The 17,749-nt window shown below is 72.2% G+C and carries 16 protein-coding genes and 1 pseudogene; 7 read left to right on the top strand and 10 right to left on the bottom strand.

Annotated features, from left to right (window positions below; genetic code table 11):
- Nucleotides 1-3: 3 nt before the first annotated feature.
- The gene (locus tag ACZ56L_RS11270) at nt 4-1,572 is read right to left on the bottom strand and encodes an aldehyde dehydrogenase (NADP(+)) (protein ID WP_471063325.1); all 1,569 of its coding nucleotides are present in this window, start codon (nt 1,570-1,572) and stop codon (nt 4-6) included.
- A 219-nt stretch (nt 1,573-1,791) separates the two neighbouring features.
- Between ACZ56L_RS11270 and ACZ56L_RS11265 the strand changes: the two genes are divergently transcribed.
- On the top strand, nt 1,792-2,373 hold the full coding sequence (locus ACZ56L_RS11265; RefSeq protein ID WP_401763895.1) for a DinB family protein: 582 nt from the start codon (nt 1,792-1,794) through the stop codon (nt 2,371-2,373).
- A gap of 87 nt (nt 2,374-2,460) precedes the next feature.
- Nucleotides 2,461-3,291, top strand: coding sequence for an alpha/beta fold hydrolase (locus ACZ56L_RS11260; RefSeq protein WP_468687078.1), 831 nt, complete (start codon nt 2,461-2,463; stop codon nt 3,289-3,291).
- A gap of 9 nt (nt 3,292-3,300) precedes the next feature.
- Here ACZ56L_RS11260 and ACZ56L_RS11255 read toward each other — a convergent pair whose 3' ends face one another.
- The 4 genes from ACZ56L_RS11255 to ACZ56L_RS11240 form a co-directional block, all read right to left on the bottom strand.
- A complete protein-coding gene (locus ACZ56L_RS11255; protein ID WP_345227822.1) occupies nt 3,301-4,203 on the bottom strand; it encodes a carbohydrate ABC transporter permease in 903 nt (300 codons plus the stop codon).
- Nucleotides 4,200-5,180: a carbohydrate ABC transporter permease gene (locus ACZ56L_RS11250; protein ID WP_471063322.1), complete on the bottom strand. Its 981-nt coding sequence runs from the start codon at nt 5,178-5,180 to the stop codon at nt 4,200-4,202. Before ACZ56L_RS11250 ends, ACZ56L_RS11255 begins: the two co-directional genes overlap by 4 nt.
- A 4-nt stretch (nt 5,181-5,184) precedes the next feature.
- Complete coding sequence (locus ACZ56L_RS11245; RefSeq protein ID WP_471063320.1) at nt 5,185-6,456, bottom strand: ABC transporter substrate-binding protein; 1,272 nt, start codon at nt 6,454-6,456, stop codon at nt 5,185-5,187.
- A gap of 80 nt (nt 6,457-6,536) precedes the next feature.
- Nucleotides 6,537-7,805: a Gfo/Idh/MocA family protein gene (locus ACZ56L_RS11240; protein WP_471063318.1), complete on the bottom strand. Its 1,269-nt coding sequence runs from the start codon at nt 7,803-7,805 to the stop codon at nt 6,537-6,539.
- Nucleotides 7,806-7,930: 125 nt separating this feature from the next.
- Between ACZ56L_RS11240 and ACZ56L_RS11235 the strand changes: the two genes are divergently transcribed.
- The 4 genes from ACZ56L_RS11235 to ACZ56L_RS11220 all read left to right on the top strand — a co-directional run bounded on the left by ACZ56L_RS11235 (nt 7,931) and on the right by ACZ56L_RS11220 (nt 13,078).
- Complete coding sequence (locus ACZ56L_RS11235) at nt 7,931-9,082, top strand: ROK family transcriptional regulator (protein ID WP_468687069.1); 1,152 nt, start codon at nt 7,931-7,933, stop codon at nt 9,080-9,082.
- Between the two features lie 283 nt (nt 9,083-9,365).
- Nucleotides 9,366-11,360 (top strand): discoidin domain-containing protein, encoded by a 1,995-nt coding sequence (locus ACZ56L_RS11230; RefSeq protein WP_471063316.1) that lies wholly within the window; start codon nt 9,366-9,368, stop codon nt 11,358-11,360.
- 182 nt (nt 11,361-11,542) lie between these two features.
- The gene (locus tag ACZ56L_RS11225; protein ID WP_345227838.1) at nt 11,543-12,439 is read left to right on the top strand and encodes a SigB/SigF/SigG family RNA polymerase sigma factor; all 897 of its coding nucleotides are present in this window, start codon (nt 11,543-11,545) and stop codon (nt 12,437-12,439) included.
- 342 nt (nt 12,440-12,781) lie between these two features.
- Nucleotides 12,782-13,078: a DUF5133 domain-containing protein gene (locus ACZ56L_RS11220; RefSeq protein WP_345227840.1), complete on the top strand. Its 297-nt coding sequence runs from the start codon at nt 12,782-12,784 to the stop codon at nt 13,076-13,078.
- A 69-nt stretch (nt 13,079-13,147) separates the two neighbouring features.
- On the opposite strand, the gene ACZ56L_RS11215 is transcribed toward ACZ56L_RS11220, so the two are convergent.
- The 4 genes and pseudogenes from ACZ56L_RS11215 to ACZ56L_RS11200 form a co-directional block, all read right to left on the bottom strand.
- Nucleotides 13,148-13,339 carry a helix-turn-helix domain-containing protein gene (locus tag ACZ56L_RS11215; protein ID WP_471063313.1) on the bottom strand — a complete coding sequence of 64 codons (192 nt, stop codon included), beginning with the start codon at nt 13,337-13,339 and terminating at the stop codon, nt 13,148-13,150.
- Nucleotides 13,340-13,723: 384 nt separating this feature from the next.
- Nucleotides 13,724-14,644, bottom strand: coding sequence for an alpha/beta fold hydrolase (locus ACZ56L_RS11210; protein ID WP_471063829.1), 921 nt, complete (start codon nt 14,642-14,644; stop codon nt 13,724-13,726).
- 51 nt (nt 14,645-14,695) lie between these two features.
- Nucleotides 14,696-15,130: pseudogene (locus tag ACZ56L_RS11205) on the bottom strand (GNAT family N-acetyltransferase); the annotation flags it as partial.
- Between the two features lie 131 nt (nt 15,131-15,261).
- Nucleotides 15,262-16,227, bottom strand: a complete 966-nt coding sequence (locus ACZ56L_RS11200) for an aminoglycoside phosphotransferase family protein (protein ID WP_471063827.1) — start codon at nt 16,225-16,227, stop codon at nt 15,262-15,264.
- A 63-nt stretch (nt 16,228-16,290) separates the two neighbouring features.
- Between ACZ56L_RS11200 and ACZ56L_RS11195 the strand changes: the two genes are divergently transcribed.
- Nucleotides 16,291-17,229 (top strand): DUF389 domain-containing protein, encoded by a 939-nt coding sequence (locus ACZ56L_RS11195; RefSeq protein WP_471063311.1) that lies wholly within the window; start codon nt 16,291-16,293, stop codon nt 17,227-17,229.
- A gap of 101 nt (nt 17,230-17,330) precedes the next feature.
- Here ACZ56L_RS11195 and ACZ56L_RS11190 read toward each other — a convergent pair whose 3' ends face one another.
- Nucleotides 17,331-17,747: an ATP-binding protein gene (locus tag ACZ56L_RS11190; protein ID WP_471063310.1), complete on the bottom strand. Its 417-nt coding sequence runs from the start codon at nt 17,745-17,747 to the stop codon at nt 17,331-17,333.
- Nucleotides 17,748-17,749 lie beyond the last annotated feature (2 nt).

The raw sequence follows: 17,749 nt of genomic DNA, 5'->3' as shown, positions 1-17,749 counted from the left end.
CGCTCAGCCCTCCCTGCGGCCGTCCACCACGCGCGGCAGGCCCAGAGGGTTGGACTCGCGGAGCTCCGGGGGGAGGAGGGCGTCCGGGGTGTTCTGGTACGTGACCGGGCGCAGCCACCGCTCGGCGGCCGTGGTGCCGACCGAGGTGGAGGTCGAGGTGGTGGCCGGGTAGGGGCCGCCGTGGTGCTGGGCGGGGGCCACGGCGACGCCCGTGGGCCAGGCGTTGACCAGGACCCGGCCCGCCAGCGGGGTCAGCCGGGCGAGGAGGCCCGGGTCGCCCTCGGCGCCCGCCGCCTCCGGGGCGGAGACGTGGACGGTGGCGGTGAGGTTGCCGGGAAGCCGGGCGAGCAGGGCCTCTGCCTCGGCGGCGTCCGTGTAGCGGGCGACGACGGTCACCGGGCCGAAGCACTCCTCCAGGAGCAGGGCGTGCGCACTCCCGTCCCGGGCGAGGGCGGCGGCGGGCACGGTGAGGAAGCCGGGGCCGACGGTGTGGGCGTCCGGCCCGGGGCCGGGCCGGACCGGGGACTCCACGTCGGGCAGCTGCGCGCGCTCGGCCACACCCGCCACGAAGTTCTCACGCATCCGGTGGTCCAGCATCACGCCCGCGCCCGCCTCGCCCAGCGACTGCCCGAGCGCCGTGACCAGCCGGTCGCCCGCCGCGCCCGCCGGGGCCAGGACGAGCCCCGGCTTCACGCAGAACTGGCCCACCCCCATGGTCATGGACCCGGCCAGTCCCGCGCCGATCTCCTCGGGCCGCTCGGCGGCGGCCGCCTCGGTGACCAGCACCGGGTTGAGCGAGCCCAGTTCACCATGGAAGGGGATGGGCACGGGCCGGGCGGCCGCCGCGTCGAAGAGGGCACGTCCGCCCCGTACCGAACCGGTGAAACCGGCGGCGGCGACCAACGGGTGCTCGACCAGCGCGACCCCGGCGTCGAAGCCGTGCACGAGCCCGAGCACACCCTCCGGGACCTTGTGCGCGGCCGCGGCCCGGCGCACGGCGGCGGCGGTCAGCTCGGAGGTCGCGGGGTGGTCGGGGTGGGCCTTGACCACGACCGGACAGCCCGCCGCGAAGGCGCTCGCGGTGTCGCCGCCGGCCACCGAGAAGGCGAAGGGGAAGTTGGAGGCCGCGTAGACGGCGACGACGCCGAGCGGAATCTTGTAGCGGCGCAGGTCGGGGACGGGCGGGGTGGCGTCGGCGTCCGGATGGCTGATGATGACGTCGAGGAACGAACCCTCGTCGACGGCGTCGGCGAAGGACCGCAACTGGTAGCAGGTGCGGGTGAGTTCGCCGTTCAGCCGTACGTCGCCGAGCGCGGTCTCCGCGTCGGCCGCCGCCACCAGTTCCGCGCGTGCCTGCTCCAGTTCCTCGGCGACGGTGCGGAGGAAGGCGGCCCGCACGCCCCGGTCCGCGAGGGCCGGGCGGGCGTCGTGCGCGGCCCGGACCGCCGCGTCGACGGTCTCGGGCGTGGCCTCCGTCCCGACCTGCTCGCGCCGTTCGTCGGTCCGGGGGTCGACGCTCCAGACCGCACGCGCCCGGGAGCTGGACGCGGGCCCTGCGGGTATTGCTGACACGGTGGCCTCTCCTCGCACTACATATCCGATATCTCGAACGGCGTTCACAATGTCGGATGTTGGGGTGGTCCCGGCAGATTAGGCACGGCGGAGAAGGCCGGTCAAGGGACGGGGGCGCCACGGGTGCGGGCGGCCTCCGCGGACCTTGCGGACCGGGGCGGTCCGTGCCGTGCGCGCGCTCCCGGGGCGTTGTCGGACCCCCGTGCCACAGTGAGGTCCATGAACACGATGCCCGACGGCCGACCGGTCCCCCCGCCGCACGCGGACGAACGCACCATGCTGGAGAGCTGGCTGGACTTCCATCGTGCGACGCTGGCCCTGAAGTGCCGGGGACTGGACGACGAGCAGATACGGACCGCCTCCGTGCCGCCGTCCTCCATGACGCTGCTCGGGCTGGTCCGGCACCTGGAGGGGGTGGAACGGCACTGGTTCCAGGAGGTCTTCGCGGGCGAGGCGGTCGACCTCGGTGACCTCGTGCGCCGGGACGGCGGCTTCGCACTCGACGCGGAGGAGGGCGACAGCGCGCGGACCGGCACCGGGGAGGCCGGCGGGCCCGGCGCGCGCGGCGGCATCACCGAAGCGCTCGACGCCTGGCGCGCGACGGTCGACCGCAACCGGGCCCTCTCCGCCGCGGCCCCCCTCGACGCCCCCGGCCGCCTCACCGCGGCGGAGGCGGCGATGGCCGGGAGCGACACGGTGTCGCTGCGCTGGATCCTGGTCCACATGATCGAGGAGTACGCCCGCCACAACGGCCACGCCGACCTGATCAGGGAACGCATCGACGGGGTGACGGGCCCCTGAGCACTGGCGGAGGGGCCTTCCGGGCTCCTCCGCACCCGCACCGCTTCCCCCTCCCGCCATCGGTGATCAGGCTCGTATCGTGTGCCCATGCGCACCCACGAGGTCCAGAACGCCACCCTCCACTACGACGACCACGGTCCCGAGGACGGCCTCCCGGTCCTCCTCGTCCACGGTCACCCCTTCAACCGCACGCTCTGGGCCCCGCAGGTGCGCGAACTGGTGGCGCACGGCCACCGGGTTCTCACTCCCGACCTGCGCGGTTACGGCGACAGTCCGCTCCCCGCCGACGCGCCCGCGACGCACCTCTCCGCCTTCGCCGACGACCTCGTGGCCCTCCTCGACCACCTGGGCCTGCCCGGTGCGGTGGTCGGGGGAGTGTCGATGGGCGGCCAGATCGCGATGGAGTTCCACCGCAGGCACCCGCGGCGGGTGCGCGGACTGGTCCTCTCCGACACCTCGGCCCCCGCCGAGACCGACGAGGGCAAGGCGTTCCGCAACGCTCTCGCCGACCGCCTGCTGGCCGAAGGCATGGCGGGCTACGCCGACGAGGTCATCGACAAGATGCTCGCCCCGTACAACGTCACGGCCCAACCCGCTCTCGCGGAAAGCGTGTTGACCATGATGCGCACCACCGACCCCCGCGGCGCGGCCGCCGCCCTGCGGGGCCGCGCCGAACGCCCCGACTACCGGGAGACCCTTCCCGGCGTCACCGTCCCCACCCTGATCCTGGTCGGCGCGGACGACGTCTACACGCCGGTCGCCACGGCCCAGGAGATCCACCGGCTGGTCCCGCACGCGACCCTCACCGTCATCGACGACGCGGGGCACCTCCCGGGCGCGGAGCAGCCGGTTCGGTTCAACGCTGCCCTGCTGGACTTCCTGCGCACGGTGGGAGACCGCGCGCCCCGCACCGGATGAGGGGTGCTCCTACTTGCCGATGCCCGCCGTCATCCCCTCCACGATCCGCCGTCCCAGCCACAGGTACAGCACGATCATCGGGTACACCAGGATCGTGATCCCGGCGAACAGCGCCCCCCAGTCCGAGCTGTACTGCATGCTGCCGTACAGACTCAACAGCGCCGCGGGCAGCGTCCGTTCCTCCGGGAGCGGGGTGATGAGGAGGGCGAGGAGCGTCTCGTTCCAGAGGCCGATGACGTTCAGGACGAGGACCGTCGTCATGGCCGGTTTCGCCAGGGGCAGGACGACCTGGAGGAAGGCGCGCAGCGGGCCCGCGCCGTCCAGTTCCGCGGCCTCCTCGATCTCCGAGGGGAGCGAGCGGAGGTAGCCGGTCAGGACGAAGACCGTGAAGGGGAGGGACAGCACGACCTGGAAGACCAGGAGCGTGATGCGGTTGTCCCACCAGCCCGTCACCCAGTCGGTCATGAAGCTGCTGACCGACAGCTTGATGACCACGATCGGGATGACGACCGTCTGCAACGGGATGCTCATGCCCATCGCGAAGTAGCCGGTCAGCGGCCCGGCGACCCGGCGCGTCGAGCGGGCGAGCACATAGGCGGCCGGGGCCGCGAGGGCCACGATCAGGAAGGCGCCGAGCAGGGTGAGGACCGTGCTGTTGAGGGCGGCGGAGGAGAAGCCCGCCGCCTTCCACGCGGTGGAGTAATTGCTCCACCGCGGGCTGTCCGGAAAGCCGAACGGCGAGATCCACACCTCGCCCGACTCCTTGAGCGACTGCACCCCCACCCATCCCACCAGCGCCAGGTTGAACACCACCCAGGCCCACAGGGCGAGCGTCGTGGCCCGGGGGACGAGGAGGTCGCCGAACAGCCTGCGCGGGGTCCACGGGTCCCGGTCCGTCACGGTCGTACTCATGACAACTCCACTCGTTCGCGCCGGGTGATCCGACGGGTCAGCCACACCAGCACCACCGTCACGACCAGTACGAAGACGCCCATCGCCGCCGCCGACCCCAGGTCCGGAGCACCGCCGTTGTTGGTGACCGACAGGAACTGCTGCACCGCCACCGTCCGCGCCTGGAGCGGCGGACTGCCGGGCGTGCCGGCCGTCGTGAAGGCGATCACGATCTCGAACACCTTCAGGCTGTTGACCACCCAGAGCACCGCGCACACCGCGAAGACGTCCCAGGTCAGCGGCAGGGTGATGTGGCGGAACTGCTCCCACCGCGTCGCCCCGACCAGCTTGGCGTCCTCGTAGAGGTGGGGCGGGATGGAGTCCGCCGCCGACATCATCAGCGCCACGTAGAAGCCCGTGCTCGACCAGACGAGCCCGCCGATCACACACCGGAACACCATGTCCGGGCCCAGCCACGGCTGCGGATCGAGCCCCAGCCGGTCGAAGACGGTGTTGACCGCACCGTCCGGATTGAGCAGGAAGCCGATGGCCGCGCCCACCGCGATCAGCGAGATGATCATCGGCAGGAAGACCACGGACCGGATGAAGCCGCGTCCCTTGGCCTGCCGCAGCACCACCATGGACAGGAAGGTGAAGGCGAAGACCGCGAGGCCGCCGCCCAGCGCCAGTACGAAGGTGTTGACGAAGGAGGTGCGGAACGCCTCGTTCTCCAGCAGCGCCGCGTAGTTCCCGAACCCCTTCCACTCCATCGCGGAACCCGGGCCCGCCCACCTGTTCAGGCTGACCCAGAACCCGTACAGCGCGGGCAGCACGAACAGCACGCTGTAGCCGAGCAGCGCCGGCAGGAGGAAGGGCCAGAAGGCGCGCTCCCGGGCGGGGCGGAGCTTCCCGCGCTTCGCCCCGTACGGTGCCGGCGCGGCCGGAACCGGGCTTTCCGCCTCGCCGACCGGGCCGGGGGCCACCGTGGTCGTCCCCATCGCGTCAGCCCTTGTTCTTCAGGTGGGCGGCCGTCGCGGCCTTGCCCTCCTCGACGAACGCCGCCGCGTCCGACTTCCCCGACACCAGCTTGTCGTCGATCGGCAGGAACACGTCGTTCCACCACTTCTGGTCGGCGGCCGCCCCGTCGTACGTCCGGTGCGTGGCCTTGGCCCGCGTCACGTCCTGCTGTATCCCGGCCAGGTGGGCGGGCGCGGGCACGTCCTCGCGGGCGGGGATGCTCAACGCGCTCCGCGACATCGCCTGCGCGTACTCCTTCTTCAGCGCGAAGGCGAGGAACTCCTTCGCCGTCTCCGGGTTGCGGCCCTTCGCGTTCACCCCCCAGCCGAGCGTGCCGACCTCCACCGACTCCGCGCCGCCGACCGGGAGCTGGAAGGACGTCACCTCGGCGCCGGCGGCCAGCTTGGGCTTCGTCTCGCCCGCGAGCCACGTCCCGTTGAGGTTCAGGTCGTACTGCCCCTGCGCCCAGCCGTCCTGGGCGGCCGGGAACTTGGTCGCCATGAAGTCCTTCTGGAAGTACCCGCCCCGCGCGAGCCGCTCCACCTTCTTCGCCGCCTCCAGCACTTCCGGCCGGTCCCAGGCGGCCGGGTCGGTGGCGAGCGCCTTCATGCTGCCCTCGCCGTTCGCCCGTACCAGCGCGCTGTAGAACCAGTACACGTTGTAGAAGTTGATCGTGCCGTCCTGCCCGATCGGCGTACGCCCCGCCTGCTTCGCCGTGTCCAGGTACGCGACGAACTCCTCCCAGCTCTTCGGCGTCTTCACCGGGTGCCTGCTCGCGTCGAACCACACGGCGGTGGAGATGACGGTGTGCGGAACGAAGGCCAGGCCCTTGTCCGTACTGGACGCGCCCCGCACCGCCTTCGACAGCACCTGCGACACCGGCTTCGACTCCCCGGGCACCTGCTTCTTCAGTACGTCGTCGAGCGGTGCGGCCAGGTTCTGCGCCGCGAACCGGTCGATGGTGTCGGTGGAGGTGTCGAACAGGTCCGGGCCCTGCCCCGCCGCCATCTCCGTGGCGAGGTTGTCGTTGCCCTTGCGGCCCACGAACTTCACGTCGACCTCGGCGCCGGTCTCCTTCGCGAAGTCGTCGAAGAGCGTCTTGATGGCCTTGCCCTGCGGCTCGTCCGCACCCCAGGAGGAGCGGTAGACCAGTTCCTTGCCCGCGGAAGCGCTGTCGCCGCCGCCGTTCTTCTTGCCGCAGGCGCCCACGCTCAGGGCGAGTGCGCCCACGGTCAGGACGGTCGTCAGCTTGCGCATGGTGGTAGTGCCTTTCATCGCGTCTTCGGGACTGCAAGGACTTCGGACGGGGAAGAGAGGGCCGAGAGGATTCAGGGGGCTCAGGGGGAGAGGGGGCCGGTCGGCGCGTCGAGCGTCACCACCGTGCCCGTGTGCCGCGCGCGCTCCGCCGCCCACACCACCCGGTGCGTGGCGAGGCTTTCGTCACCGCTGCTCAGGACCAGGCTCGGGTCCTGCTTGTCCACCGCGGCCACGAACGCGTCGAACATCGTGGCGTCGCCGCCGCCGTGCCCCGCCGCCGCCGACGCGTTCGCACCGGAGCCGGTCCCGACGACCGTCACCGTGTCCGTGAGGAAGTCGTGCAGCCGCAGGGTCACCCCGTCGCCCTCCACCGAGCCGAGCGTGCCGAAGATCCGCGTCTTGCGGTGCTCCAGCGCGGCGAACGCCGTCACCGTGCACGTCGCGTTCGTGCCATCGGCGAACTCCAGGCTCACCACCTGGTTGTCCAGGACGTCGTTCCCGCCGGCGTAGGCGCACCTGCCGTACGGGCTGTCCGCCAGCGCGGCCAGCACGCCCGCCTCGGTACGCGCCCCGGTCACCGCCGACAGCGGCCAGAACTCCTTGTCGGGATCGCCCAGACACCCCAGGTAGAGGCGCTTGGCGGAGTAGGCGCAGCTCCGCTCGACCGGGCAGGACGGGCAGGAGTCCGCGGCGCCCGCGGGCCGGTGCTCGGGCCTGAAGTGCGTCAGCGCCCCGAACGAGCTGACCCGTGCGGGCAGTTCGCCCTTGATGTACGTGATCCAGTCCAGGTCGTGACAGGCCTTGGCCAGCAGCATCGGGGCCGACTCGTCCTCACGGCTCCAGTTGCCCCGTACGAACGAGTGTGCCTGGTGCCACCAGCCGATCTGCTCCAGGTGCTGGATGTTCACGACCTGCCCGATCCGGCCCGCGTCCACGATCTCCTTGAGGGCCGCGGTGTACGGGGTGTAGCGCATGACGTGGCAGACGGCGAGCAGCACCCCGGCCCGCGCGGCGGCCCCGGCGATGGCGTGCGCCTCCTCCTCGCTGTGCGCCATCGGCTTCTCCAGCAGGATGTCGTACCCCAACTCGGCCGCCCGCACCGCGGGTTCGCGGTGCATGCGGTCCTGCGTGGAGACGATCGCCGCGTCCGCGAGGCGTTCCCCGGCGAGCAGTTCGCGCCAGTGCGCGAACGTCCGCTCCGGTGGTACGCCGTGTTCCTCGGCCATCGTCCGACGGCGTACGGGATCGGGCTCGGCCACCGCGACCACCGTGGCCCGCCCGGTCTCCAGGGCGCGCCGGGCATAACTCTGCCCGCGCAGTCCGGCGCCGATGACGGCGAGTGTGACCATGGAAGTCCTTCCGAAGAGCCCGTCGCCGAACTCGCTTCACCGGCAGGGGAGATGCTTGCCAGTTACTAATGAAGACTGTTTTTATTTGTCCGTACAGACTCTGTCAAGGGAACGACGGTGACGTTTTGACACAGCACGGAGGCGACACCTCCCGACTGCGCCGGATCAACCTGGTCACGACGCTGCGCACCGTCCGGGACGGCGGGCCGACCAGCCTCACCGAGCTGGCCCGGCGGGTCGGGCTGTCCCGGCCCACCGTGGAGAGCCTGGTGGAGGAGCTGCTGGCGGCGGGCTGGTTGCGGGAACTTCCCCCGGAGGCGGGGCAGATGGGCCGTCCGGCCAGGCTGGTGGCCTTCCACGCCGCGGGCAGCCATGTGCTCGGCGTGGACATCGGCTCGTACAGCGTGCGCGCGCAGGTCGCCGATCTGTCGGGAGCGGCGGCGGCCTCGCGCACCCGGCCGGTGGCGGCCGACTGCGGGCGCGCGGAGCGGCTGGCGGCGACCCGGGCGGTGATGCGGGAGGCCCTGGAGGAGGCCGGGCTCGGGGCGGGCGGGATCGCGGCCGTCTGCGTCGGCACCACGGGGGTGGTGACGGCCGAGGGCGTGGTGCGCATGTGCGTGGGGCTGCCGGACTGGGTGGGCGTCGACCTCGCCGGCGAACTCGGCGGCGGCTTCGACTGCCCGGTCCTGGTCGAGAACGACTGCAACCTGGCAGCGCTGGCCGAGAGTTGGACCGGACTGGCCCAGGACGTGTCCGACCTGGTCTTCGTCCTCTCCGGGGTGCGGACCGGGGCCGGGATGCTCATCGGCGGGCGCATCCACCGCGGACGCCGGGGCACGGCGGGGGAGATCGGGGCGCTGCCGCTGGTGGGCTGGCACCGGGCCCCGTCCCACCTGGCGGGCTGCCAGGGGCTGCCGCCGGGGACCCGCCCCGAGGAGATCGCCGGGCATGTCTTCGGGCGGGCCAGGGAGGGGGACCCGGCGGCGCGCTGGGCGGTCGAGCAGTACGCGCACGACCTGGCGGAGGGGATCGCGGCGCTGGTCCTGACCGTGGATCCGGACCTGGTGGTGCTGGGCGGCGGGGTGTCCCGCTCGGGGGACGTGCTGCTGGAGCCGCTGCGCCGGCACCTGGACCCCCTGTGCCTGGAACCTCCCCGGCTGGAGGTCTCGGCGCTCGCCGAACGGGCGGTCACGCTGGGGGCGGTCCGGCACGCGCTGGACCAAGTGGACGCGCTCCTCTACGACTTCGACACACCTTTGCCTCGTCCGGCCTCTTGACGCGCGGCCCCGAAGAGGGCCATATATGCAAACACCTTTTCAATCCTCATCCCACCCTTGTACCCCTGCCCCACCCGGCTCCCCTGCGCGACGGGGCTGTCCTCCCCTTCCTCTTCCTCTGTCCCGTCTGGCGACGGGGCCGCCCCGGAAGGGGCGGAACGAGTGGGCAAGGGGGCGGCCCCTCCCGTTCCCGGCCCACCGGGACGCCCCCCCGCCCAGCCTCCCCGCCGGACCGCCCCTCCCCAGAAGCCCGGCCCCGCCCCGTACCCCTCAAGGAGCCCCCGTGCCCACCCGCCGCACCTTCCTCGGCCTCACCGTCGGCGCCACCCTCGCCCTCGCCGCCCCCGGCACCGCCTCCGCCGCACTGCCCGACCGCCCCACCGGGCCCGCACCCGCCGCCGGCCCCGGCACCACCTACTACCTCGACTCCGAGTCCGGCTCCGACACCGCGAACGGCACCACCCCCACCACCCCCTGGCGCACCCTCACCCGTGCCAACCAGCACACCTTCCTCCCCGGCGACACCCTCCGCTTCGCCGCCGACCGCACCTGGACCGGCCAGTTCGCCCCCCGCGGCTCCGGCACCGCCGGCGCCCCCGTCACCGCCACCTCCTACGGCACCGGCCGCAAGCCCGTCATCGCCGGAAACGCCACCGTCCCCTCCGCCGTACTCCTCCACAACCTCTCCCACTGGACCCTCGACGGCCTCGAAGTCACCAACGGCACCGGTGGCACCACCTGGCGCACCGGCGTCGAGGTCCGCGCCAAGGACATCGGCCCCGTCCCCGGCATCACCCTGCGCAACCTCCACGTCCACGGCATGGACGGCATCGCCCAGGTCGGCAAGGGCAACATCGGCTCCGCCGGCATCCTGGTGAACGTCCGGGGCAACACCACCCCCACCTACTTCACCGGCATGCGCATCGAGAACAACGAGATAGCCGACACCAAGGCGTACGGCATCACCACCTGGTCCACCTGGATGCGCCGCGAGGGCTGGAACGAGCTCTGGGGCGAACTGAACATCCCCGCCGCCGAGTACGGGCCCTTCACCCCCAGCACCGGCCTGGTCATCCGCGACAACTACGTCCACGACGTCGGTTCGGGCGGCATCAACCCCAACCAGGTCGCCGACACCCTCATCGAGTACAACACCGTCGCCCGCCCCACCTCGACGACCACCAACGTCGGCATCTGGTGGTCCGGGGCGGACCGCACCACGGTCCAGTTCAACGAGGTGTACGGAGCGAGATACGGCGGCCGGGGCCTGGACTGCACCGCCTTCGACGCCGACGCCTCCAGCCACGACAGCCTGATCCAGTACAACTACAGCCACGACAACGGCGGCGGCTTCTTCATCTCCGTCTCGCTCGGCACCGCCCCGGCCAGCGCCGTCATCCGGCACAACATCAGCCAGTTCGACGGCAACGAGATCTTCACCTTCTCGACCAACACCGACGGCGTCGACATCTACCACAACACGGTCTACGTCGCCCCGGCCCCGACCTCCGCCCGCCCCCTCCACAAGATCGCGCAGGTCTACCACAACCCGAAGAACGTCACCTTCCGCAACAACCTCATCGTCAACCAGGCGAAGCTGCCCTACGACACGGCGGGCATCACCTACCGCAACAACCTCTACGCGGGCGGCCCCGTCCCGCCGGACCCGGCCGCCGTCACGGGCGCCCCGAAGCTGACCGCCCCCGGCACCGCCACCTCCCGCACGGATCTCACCGGGTACGTTCCGCTGTCCGGCTCCGCCGCGATCGGCACCGCCGTCGCGGTCCCCGGCAACGGCGGCCGGGACATTCTGGGTGCGGTCCTCCGTACTCCCGGGGACATCGGCGCGGTACAGAGCGCGGCCGGCAGCCTGCCCGCGCCGACCGCGACCACCACCCTCGGCACCGGACAGGGCTCGATCGCCGCCGTCGTCGACGGCAGCGAGGCCACCAGTTGGGGCAGCGCCGACCCCGCCGTCCTGCCCGGGACCGTCACCGTCGACCACCACACCGCCCGCACGGTCCACTCCGTCACCCTCGCCACCCACTTCGGCCAGGGGCAGGGCTTCACCAGGGTCGACGTGCAGACCTGGGACGGCTCCGCCTGGACGACCCGCCTCACGGACGCCGCGGTCACCTGGAACAGCAACACCGCCACCGTCGAACGCCGTACGCTCGCCCTTCCCGCCCCCGTCACCGCCTCCCGGGTCCGCCTGGTGGTCAAGGCGGCGAACACCCAGTGGGGCAATGTCGCCCTGAACGAGCTGACGGTGAGCTGACGCGGCGTCGACTCGGCATCCGTGCCTCCCACTCGGCGCTCCCCGGCCCCGGCCCGCACTCTCCACCCCTCGAAAGGCTTTGGTGAAAATATGTCGAAGAAAGATTGCCTCTGCCGAGAGTGAACACGCGTTCGCGGGCAAGGCTCGGTGAGGAGACGACCGTGACTCAAGGAGGAACTGTGATGCTGTCAGCCCCCACCACCACTGCCGTCGTGGCCCCGGCCGACATCGGTTCGCAGTCCCAAGAGCCGGTCCGTCCCGCCGGGCTCCCGCACATCGCGCACCCCACCGCCGTCGCCCCCAAGGACGCGCGCCAGCTCTCCAAGCTGTTCCTCGACCGGCTGCAGGAGCTGGAGGAGGGCACGCACGAGTACCAGTACGCGCGCAACACCCTCATCGAGATGAACCTCTCGCTGGTGAAGTTCGCCGCGCGCCGCTTCCGCAACCGGGGGAGCGGCGACCTGGAGGACATCATCCAGGTCGGAACGATCGGTCTGATCAAGGCGATAGACCGGTTCGACCTCACCCGCGAAGTCGAGTTCACCTCCTTCGCGATCCCCTACATCACCGGCGAGATCAAGCGCTTCTTCCGCGACACCACCTGGGCCGTGCACGTGCCCCGCCGCCTCCAGGAACTGCGTACCGAACTGGCCAAGGCCAAGGAGCAGCTCGCGACCGTCCTGGACCGGGACCCCACCGTCGCCGAGCTCGCCGAACTCCTGGAGCTCACCGAGGCCGAGGTCACCGACGGCCTGGTCGCCGCCAACGGGTACACGGCCGGCTCCCTGGACCTCCCCGCCGAGACCGGCAACGACAACAACGCCAAGTCCGCCGTCTCGTACGCCGACTTCTTCGGCGCGGTCGACCCGGGCATGGAACTCTTCGAGGACCTGCACACGCTGGCCCCGCTGCTCGCCCAGCTCTCCGACCGCGACCGCCGCATCCTCTCGATGCGCTTCGGCCAGGAGCTCACCCAGGCCGAGATCGGCGAGGTGCTCGGCATCTCCCAGATGCAGGTCTCGCGTCTGCTGACCCGCATCCTCGGCCAGCTCCGCACCGGCATGCTGACCACCGCCTGAGAGCGGCCCACCGGCTGTCCGACGAAGGCTGTCCGACGACGACCGTCCGGCGGAGGCCAAAGGTTAACTCACGGGTACTTGACGGGTCTTCTGCGTAATCTCTGTTCACCGTGCGTGCCGCGGGCGACACACTCTGGCGCAAACCGGCCGGTGTGGCGCACGTGAAAGAGGGGAAGTCGCACCAAGAGCACGCGTACCCGGCGTAGACGTGCCACCACCTGACGCACGCGACGCATGCGATGCATGCCGCGACCCGCACCAAGAACGCCGAACAGAGAAGTACCCGACGCACACGACACAGGTGCACAAAACTCAACAGGACAAGAGAAGGGGAACCCTTACATGCTGGTGCCCGACCCGAAGGTGCTGCGCACACTCCTCACGCGCTACGCGGAGACCCGGTTCGCCCACGCCCAGAACCCGACACCGGAGTCCCGGCAGGCGCTGGACGACGTCACGTACACGCTGTGCGTGATGACCTCGACGAAGACGATCGAGGCCGCCCTGGCGTCGGCCGACGCCCTGCTGGCCCGCACGTGCTGCGCACGGGCCGTCGAGACGCCGGACTCCACCGTCACGCTCCCCGCGCAGAACGCGCAGAGCGCGCAGAAGGTCTCCCAGGCGGACCTGGCTGCCTGATCCCGGGCAGCGGCGCCCGTGCCGGACCCGGCACGGGCGCCAGAGCCTGAAGGCTGCTCGCCCCGGGGGCTACTCCTCCGGGGCGAGCAGCCCCCGGCCCGCCGCCATCACCGCCGCCGTGCGGTCGTCCACCTCCAGCTCGCCGAAGACGCGCAGCAGATGGGTCTTGACCGTCGCCTCGCTGAGGACCCGGCCGGCCGGTTCCCCGGCGCTGATCCGGGCGGTGGCGGTCACCCCGCTGCCGGGCATGCGCAGGTCCATGAGGACGACGGCGGGGCTCAGGGCGAGGGTGAGGGCCTCGTCGTGCGCGATTGTCCAGGTCCAGGCCGTCGACGACCGTCGTGCGGCCGTACCGCTTGGTCAAGTCCCTTACGCTAACAGCCTCTTCGAGCCGGTGCGGAGTCCTGCGTGGAGTCATGGGTGCATCGTGTCGGGGCCGGGGCGCGGCCGGTGGCGACCCGAGGAGGGAACCCCCTGTCCACCGATCGGTGGACAGGGGGCGGCGCCCGGACGCCCGGACCCGGGCACCTGCGGGGGACTGAAGGGCCCGAAAGGGACTGAAGGACCGGAAAATCGAATTACGTTCGGATCATCGCGGGACACGGGCCCGGGGCGGCCGGTGAGCAGCGCCCGGGGCGGCGGGCTTCAGCGCAGGAGGTCCGCCACGGCCCGCGTGAACGCCTTCGGGTCGTCCAGCCACGGGTAATGCCCCGCCCCCGCCTGCACCCGGCAGGTCGTGTCGGCGTTCGGGAACAGGCCCGCGAACTCCTCCGTCGACCCAGGCGGACTGTTCAGGTCGTACTCGCCCGCCAACAGGCCCACCGAGACGGCGAGTCGGGCGAGCGCCGCCCGTGTCGCCTCCGGGTCGAAAGCGCCCTGCGCGCCGAAGGAGCGGCCGGAGTCCGGGTTGGTGTTCTGTGCCTGCCACTCGGCGGTGCGCGCCCGGGCCGCCTCGTCCCAGCGGCCCCAGAAGAACGGCGTGACCGCCGCGAAGTTCTCCGCCGTCGCCTCGCCCGCCGCGATGGCGCTCAGCGCGGCCGAGGCCTGCGGATACCAGTCCTCGCCCTGGCGCAGGTCCGCGCCCGCGCGCCGCATCGCGTCCGGGACCTCGATGCCGACCGCCCGGGTGCTCGGGGTGATCAGCACCAGCCGGGCCAGGCGGTCGGGGTGGCGGGCCGCGTACTGCACGGCGACGTTCGCCCCGGCGGAGTGCCCGAGCAGGTCGAGCGCGGGCAGGCCCAGGTGGACGCGCAGCGCCTCGACGTCCTCGACGAGTCGGTCACAGCGGTACGAGCCGGGGTCGGCCGGGACGTCGGAGCCGCCGCTGCCGCGGAAGTCGAGGAACAGCAGCCGCCGCCCGGACGCCTCCGCGAGACCGCCGAGGTCCCCGAGGTAGCGGGAGTCGTGCAGGGGGCCGCCGGGCAGGCAGACGACGGGGGCCGCCGGGCCGTCCGTACCGCCGCCGACGACGCGGTAGGCGAGCCGGGTGCCGTCGGGGGCGGCGAAGCGGGAGTACGGGGCGCTCGCCACGGGCAGCCCCCGGGCCTCCGCGCCGTCCCACGCCACCTCGAAGTACCGCACTTCCGCGTCCTCCCCGACCGGAAGCATCCCCGCCGCCCGCATCACCCGCTGCGACGCGACGTTGGCGTGGTCGGCGTCGCCCTTCACCCGGGTGGCCCCGCAGGCGCGGGCGAACCGTACGACCTCCCGCAGCGCCTCGGTCGCGTATCCCTTGCCCCACGCCTGCGGAATCAGCCCGTACCCGACCGTGACGGCGCCGCTCTCGTCCTCCGCGTCGTGGAAACCGATGCCGCCGACGGGCAGGCCGTTCTCCCGCAGCCGTATCTCAAAGTTGGCGTACGGACTCGGGTCGCCCTTCTCCGCGCACACCCGCAGGAAGCGCCGGGCCGCGGAGATGTCCCCCTCGCGGGGGTAGTCCGGGGTCCGGTGGTACGGCCCGCCCGCCACCAGGCGTTCGCTGTCCGCCACGGACAGGGGGTGGAGGACGAGCCGGTCCGTGCGGAGGTCGTTCGCATGGGGATCTGTGGTCATGGGGGCGAGACCTATCACGCGCACCCGTCCGGCCGCACCGGGATTGATGCTCCGCCCCCGCCTCGCCCCGCGCCCCGACGGCGGTCGGCGCGGCGCACGTCACCGCGATCCGGGAAGGGGAGGCCGAGCCTTCAGCCCGCCAGCACCCGCTCCAGCGCCGCCCTGCCCGCCGGGCCCCATGTCGGCTTTCCGCCGGGCAGGCCCTTGTCCCCGTTGTGCCCGACGGCGATGAGCATCAGGGCCCGCGACAGGGCCCAGCCCCTGGCCCGCCGCAGTGTCGCCTCGTCCACCTCGCCGTATCCGGCGAGGAAGCGCGCCACGGTGGTGGGGGCCGCGCCCGGCGGACCCGAGGGGAGCAGGGTCCAGACCGCCGCGAGGTCCTGGGCGGGGTCGCCGGTGGACAGGTCCCCGAAGTCGATGATCCCGGTGAGCCTGCCGCCCGTGACGACGACGTTCGCGGGGTGCAGGTCGGTGTGCCGCCACAGCGCCGGGCCCGTCCAGGCCGGTGCGGCTGCCGCGTCCGCCCACAGGGCGCGCACGCGCTCGACGCCCGCGCTCCGTACCGCCGAGGCGGCGCCCTCCGCCAGGTCCTTGTTCACCGTGTCGGCGAAACCGTCGCTCACCTGGGCCAGTGACCACTCGCGCAGCGGGTTCACCGGCGCGTCCGCCGGGGCCGGAACGTGCAGGGCGCGCAGAAAGCCCGCCAGCGCGTCGGCCGCCTCCAGCCGGTGCCCGGCGGTCACGGGCGAACTGTCCGCGGGCTCGCCCGGCACCCAGGCCGCCACCGACCACGGGCGCGGGAAACGCGCGGTCGGCACCCCGGTCCGCACCGGCACGGGCGTCGGCAGCGGAAGGCGCCCGGCCAGCTCCGGCAGCCAGCGCAGTTCGTTGCGCAGCAGCTCGGGACCCCGCCGGGTGAGCGGCAGCCTTACCGCCAACTCGTTGCCCAGCCGCCACAGTTGCATGTCCCAGCCGCCCTGGACGCGACGCAGTTCCAGACCGGCCAGATCCGGATGCTGCTCCTCCAGCAACCCCCGTACCAGCGGCGCGTCGATGGCGTCCCCGTTCAGGTGGCTCGTCGCGTCGATGTCCGGCATGCGTGTGTCATGTGTGCTGCCCATCCGGTCAATCTACGGCGGCGGGCCCGGCAGAATACGGCCATGCTGCATGTACGAGTCATCAGTCCGGCCGACCGCACCGACGCGGTGCTGGACATCGCGACGGACTGCCCCGCCGTCGTCAACGTCCTCAGACTGCCCGGGGCCGCGTACGCCCCGGCGGGCGACCTCGTCGAGTTCGACGTCGCGCGGGAGGCGGCCAACGGCGTGCTCGACGCACTGCGCGGCCTGGGGCTCAAGGACACCGGCGGCATCACCGTCGAGGCGCTCGACCTGTCGATCTCCACGGCCGCCGAGAAGGCGGAGGAAGCCGCTCCGGGCGACCCGGACGATGCCGTGGTCTGGGACGAACTGACCGCCCGCACCGCTACCGAGACCCGTCTGACCTGGGCCTTCCTCGCCTTCCTCGCACTGGCCACGCAGATCGCGGCGATCGGGGCGCTGCTGGACCAGCCCATCCTGATAGTCGGCGCGATGGTGCTGGGCCCCGAGTTCGGGCCGGTCGCGGCGATCTGCTTCGGCCTGATGAGCCGCAGGGGCGCGCTGGTCGGCCGGGCCGTCCGCACGCTCGTCGTCGGCTTCACGGCGGCCGTACTGATCACCATGGCGTTGGCCGCGGCCGGGCGGCTGCTGGGCTGGATCGAGCCCTCGATGCTGGACGGCCGGCCGCTGACCGACTTCATCATCCACCCCGACCGCTGGTCGTTCGTGGTCGCGCTGCTCGCCGGGATCGCGGGCATCCTCTCCATGACCGCGGGCAAGTCCTCGACGCTGGTCGGCGTCTTCATCTCGGTCACTACCGTGCCCGCCGCGGGAAACCTGGCGGTCGCGGTCCCGCTCGCGCACTGGAACGAGGTGGGCGCCTCCCTGATCCAGCTCGGCGTCAACCTCGCGGGAATGCTGATCGCGGGAACGGTGACCCTGTTCGTCCAGCGGGCCCTGTGGTCGCGGTACGGGATGAAGGTCGCCCGCGGCCGCTGAGCGTCCCGCACCCGCCGACGCGTGCCCCCGCCTCTCAGCCCCGCGTCGGCCGGGGTCGGCCGGGTCCAGCTCCGCGTCGGCCGGAGGCTGCCGGGGTCGGCTCAACTCTGCGCCGACTCCGGCAACTCCGGGGTGAAGCAGGCCGTGACCGCCTTGCCGTGCTGCTGCTCGTGGGTCTCCCAACTGTCCGCCAGCGCGTCCACGATCGCGATGCCGCGCCCCGAGGTCGCCGCCGTGGACTCGGCGCGCTGCTTCGGAGACCGCCCGGACGTGTCGTCGTGCACGGTCACGTGCACACAGCGGCTGTCCCAGGTCAGCACGAGCTGAGCGTCGCTGCGGGCGTGCAGATGGGCGTTGGTGAGCAGCTCGGAGACGGTCAGCACGATGGAGTCCACCGTGTCCGGGCAGCTCTCGTACCAGGGGAGCTGGGAGAGGTGCTCCTCCGTCCACCTTCTGCCCTCGCGCACGCCCTGCGACATCGGGAACGTCCTCGCCCAACCCACCGCGCGCATCGACATGA

The organism is Streptomyces sp. NPDC039736, from assembly GCF_055596485.1.
The sequence above is the reverse complement of the archived record's forward strand: the minus strand, read 5'-3'. Positions and strand labels throughout refer to the sequence as shown.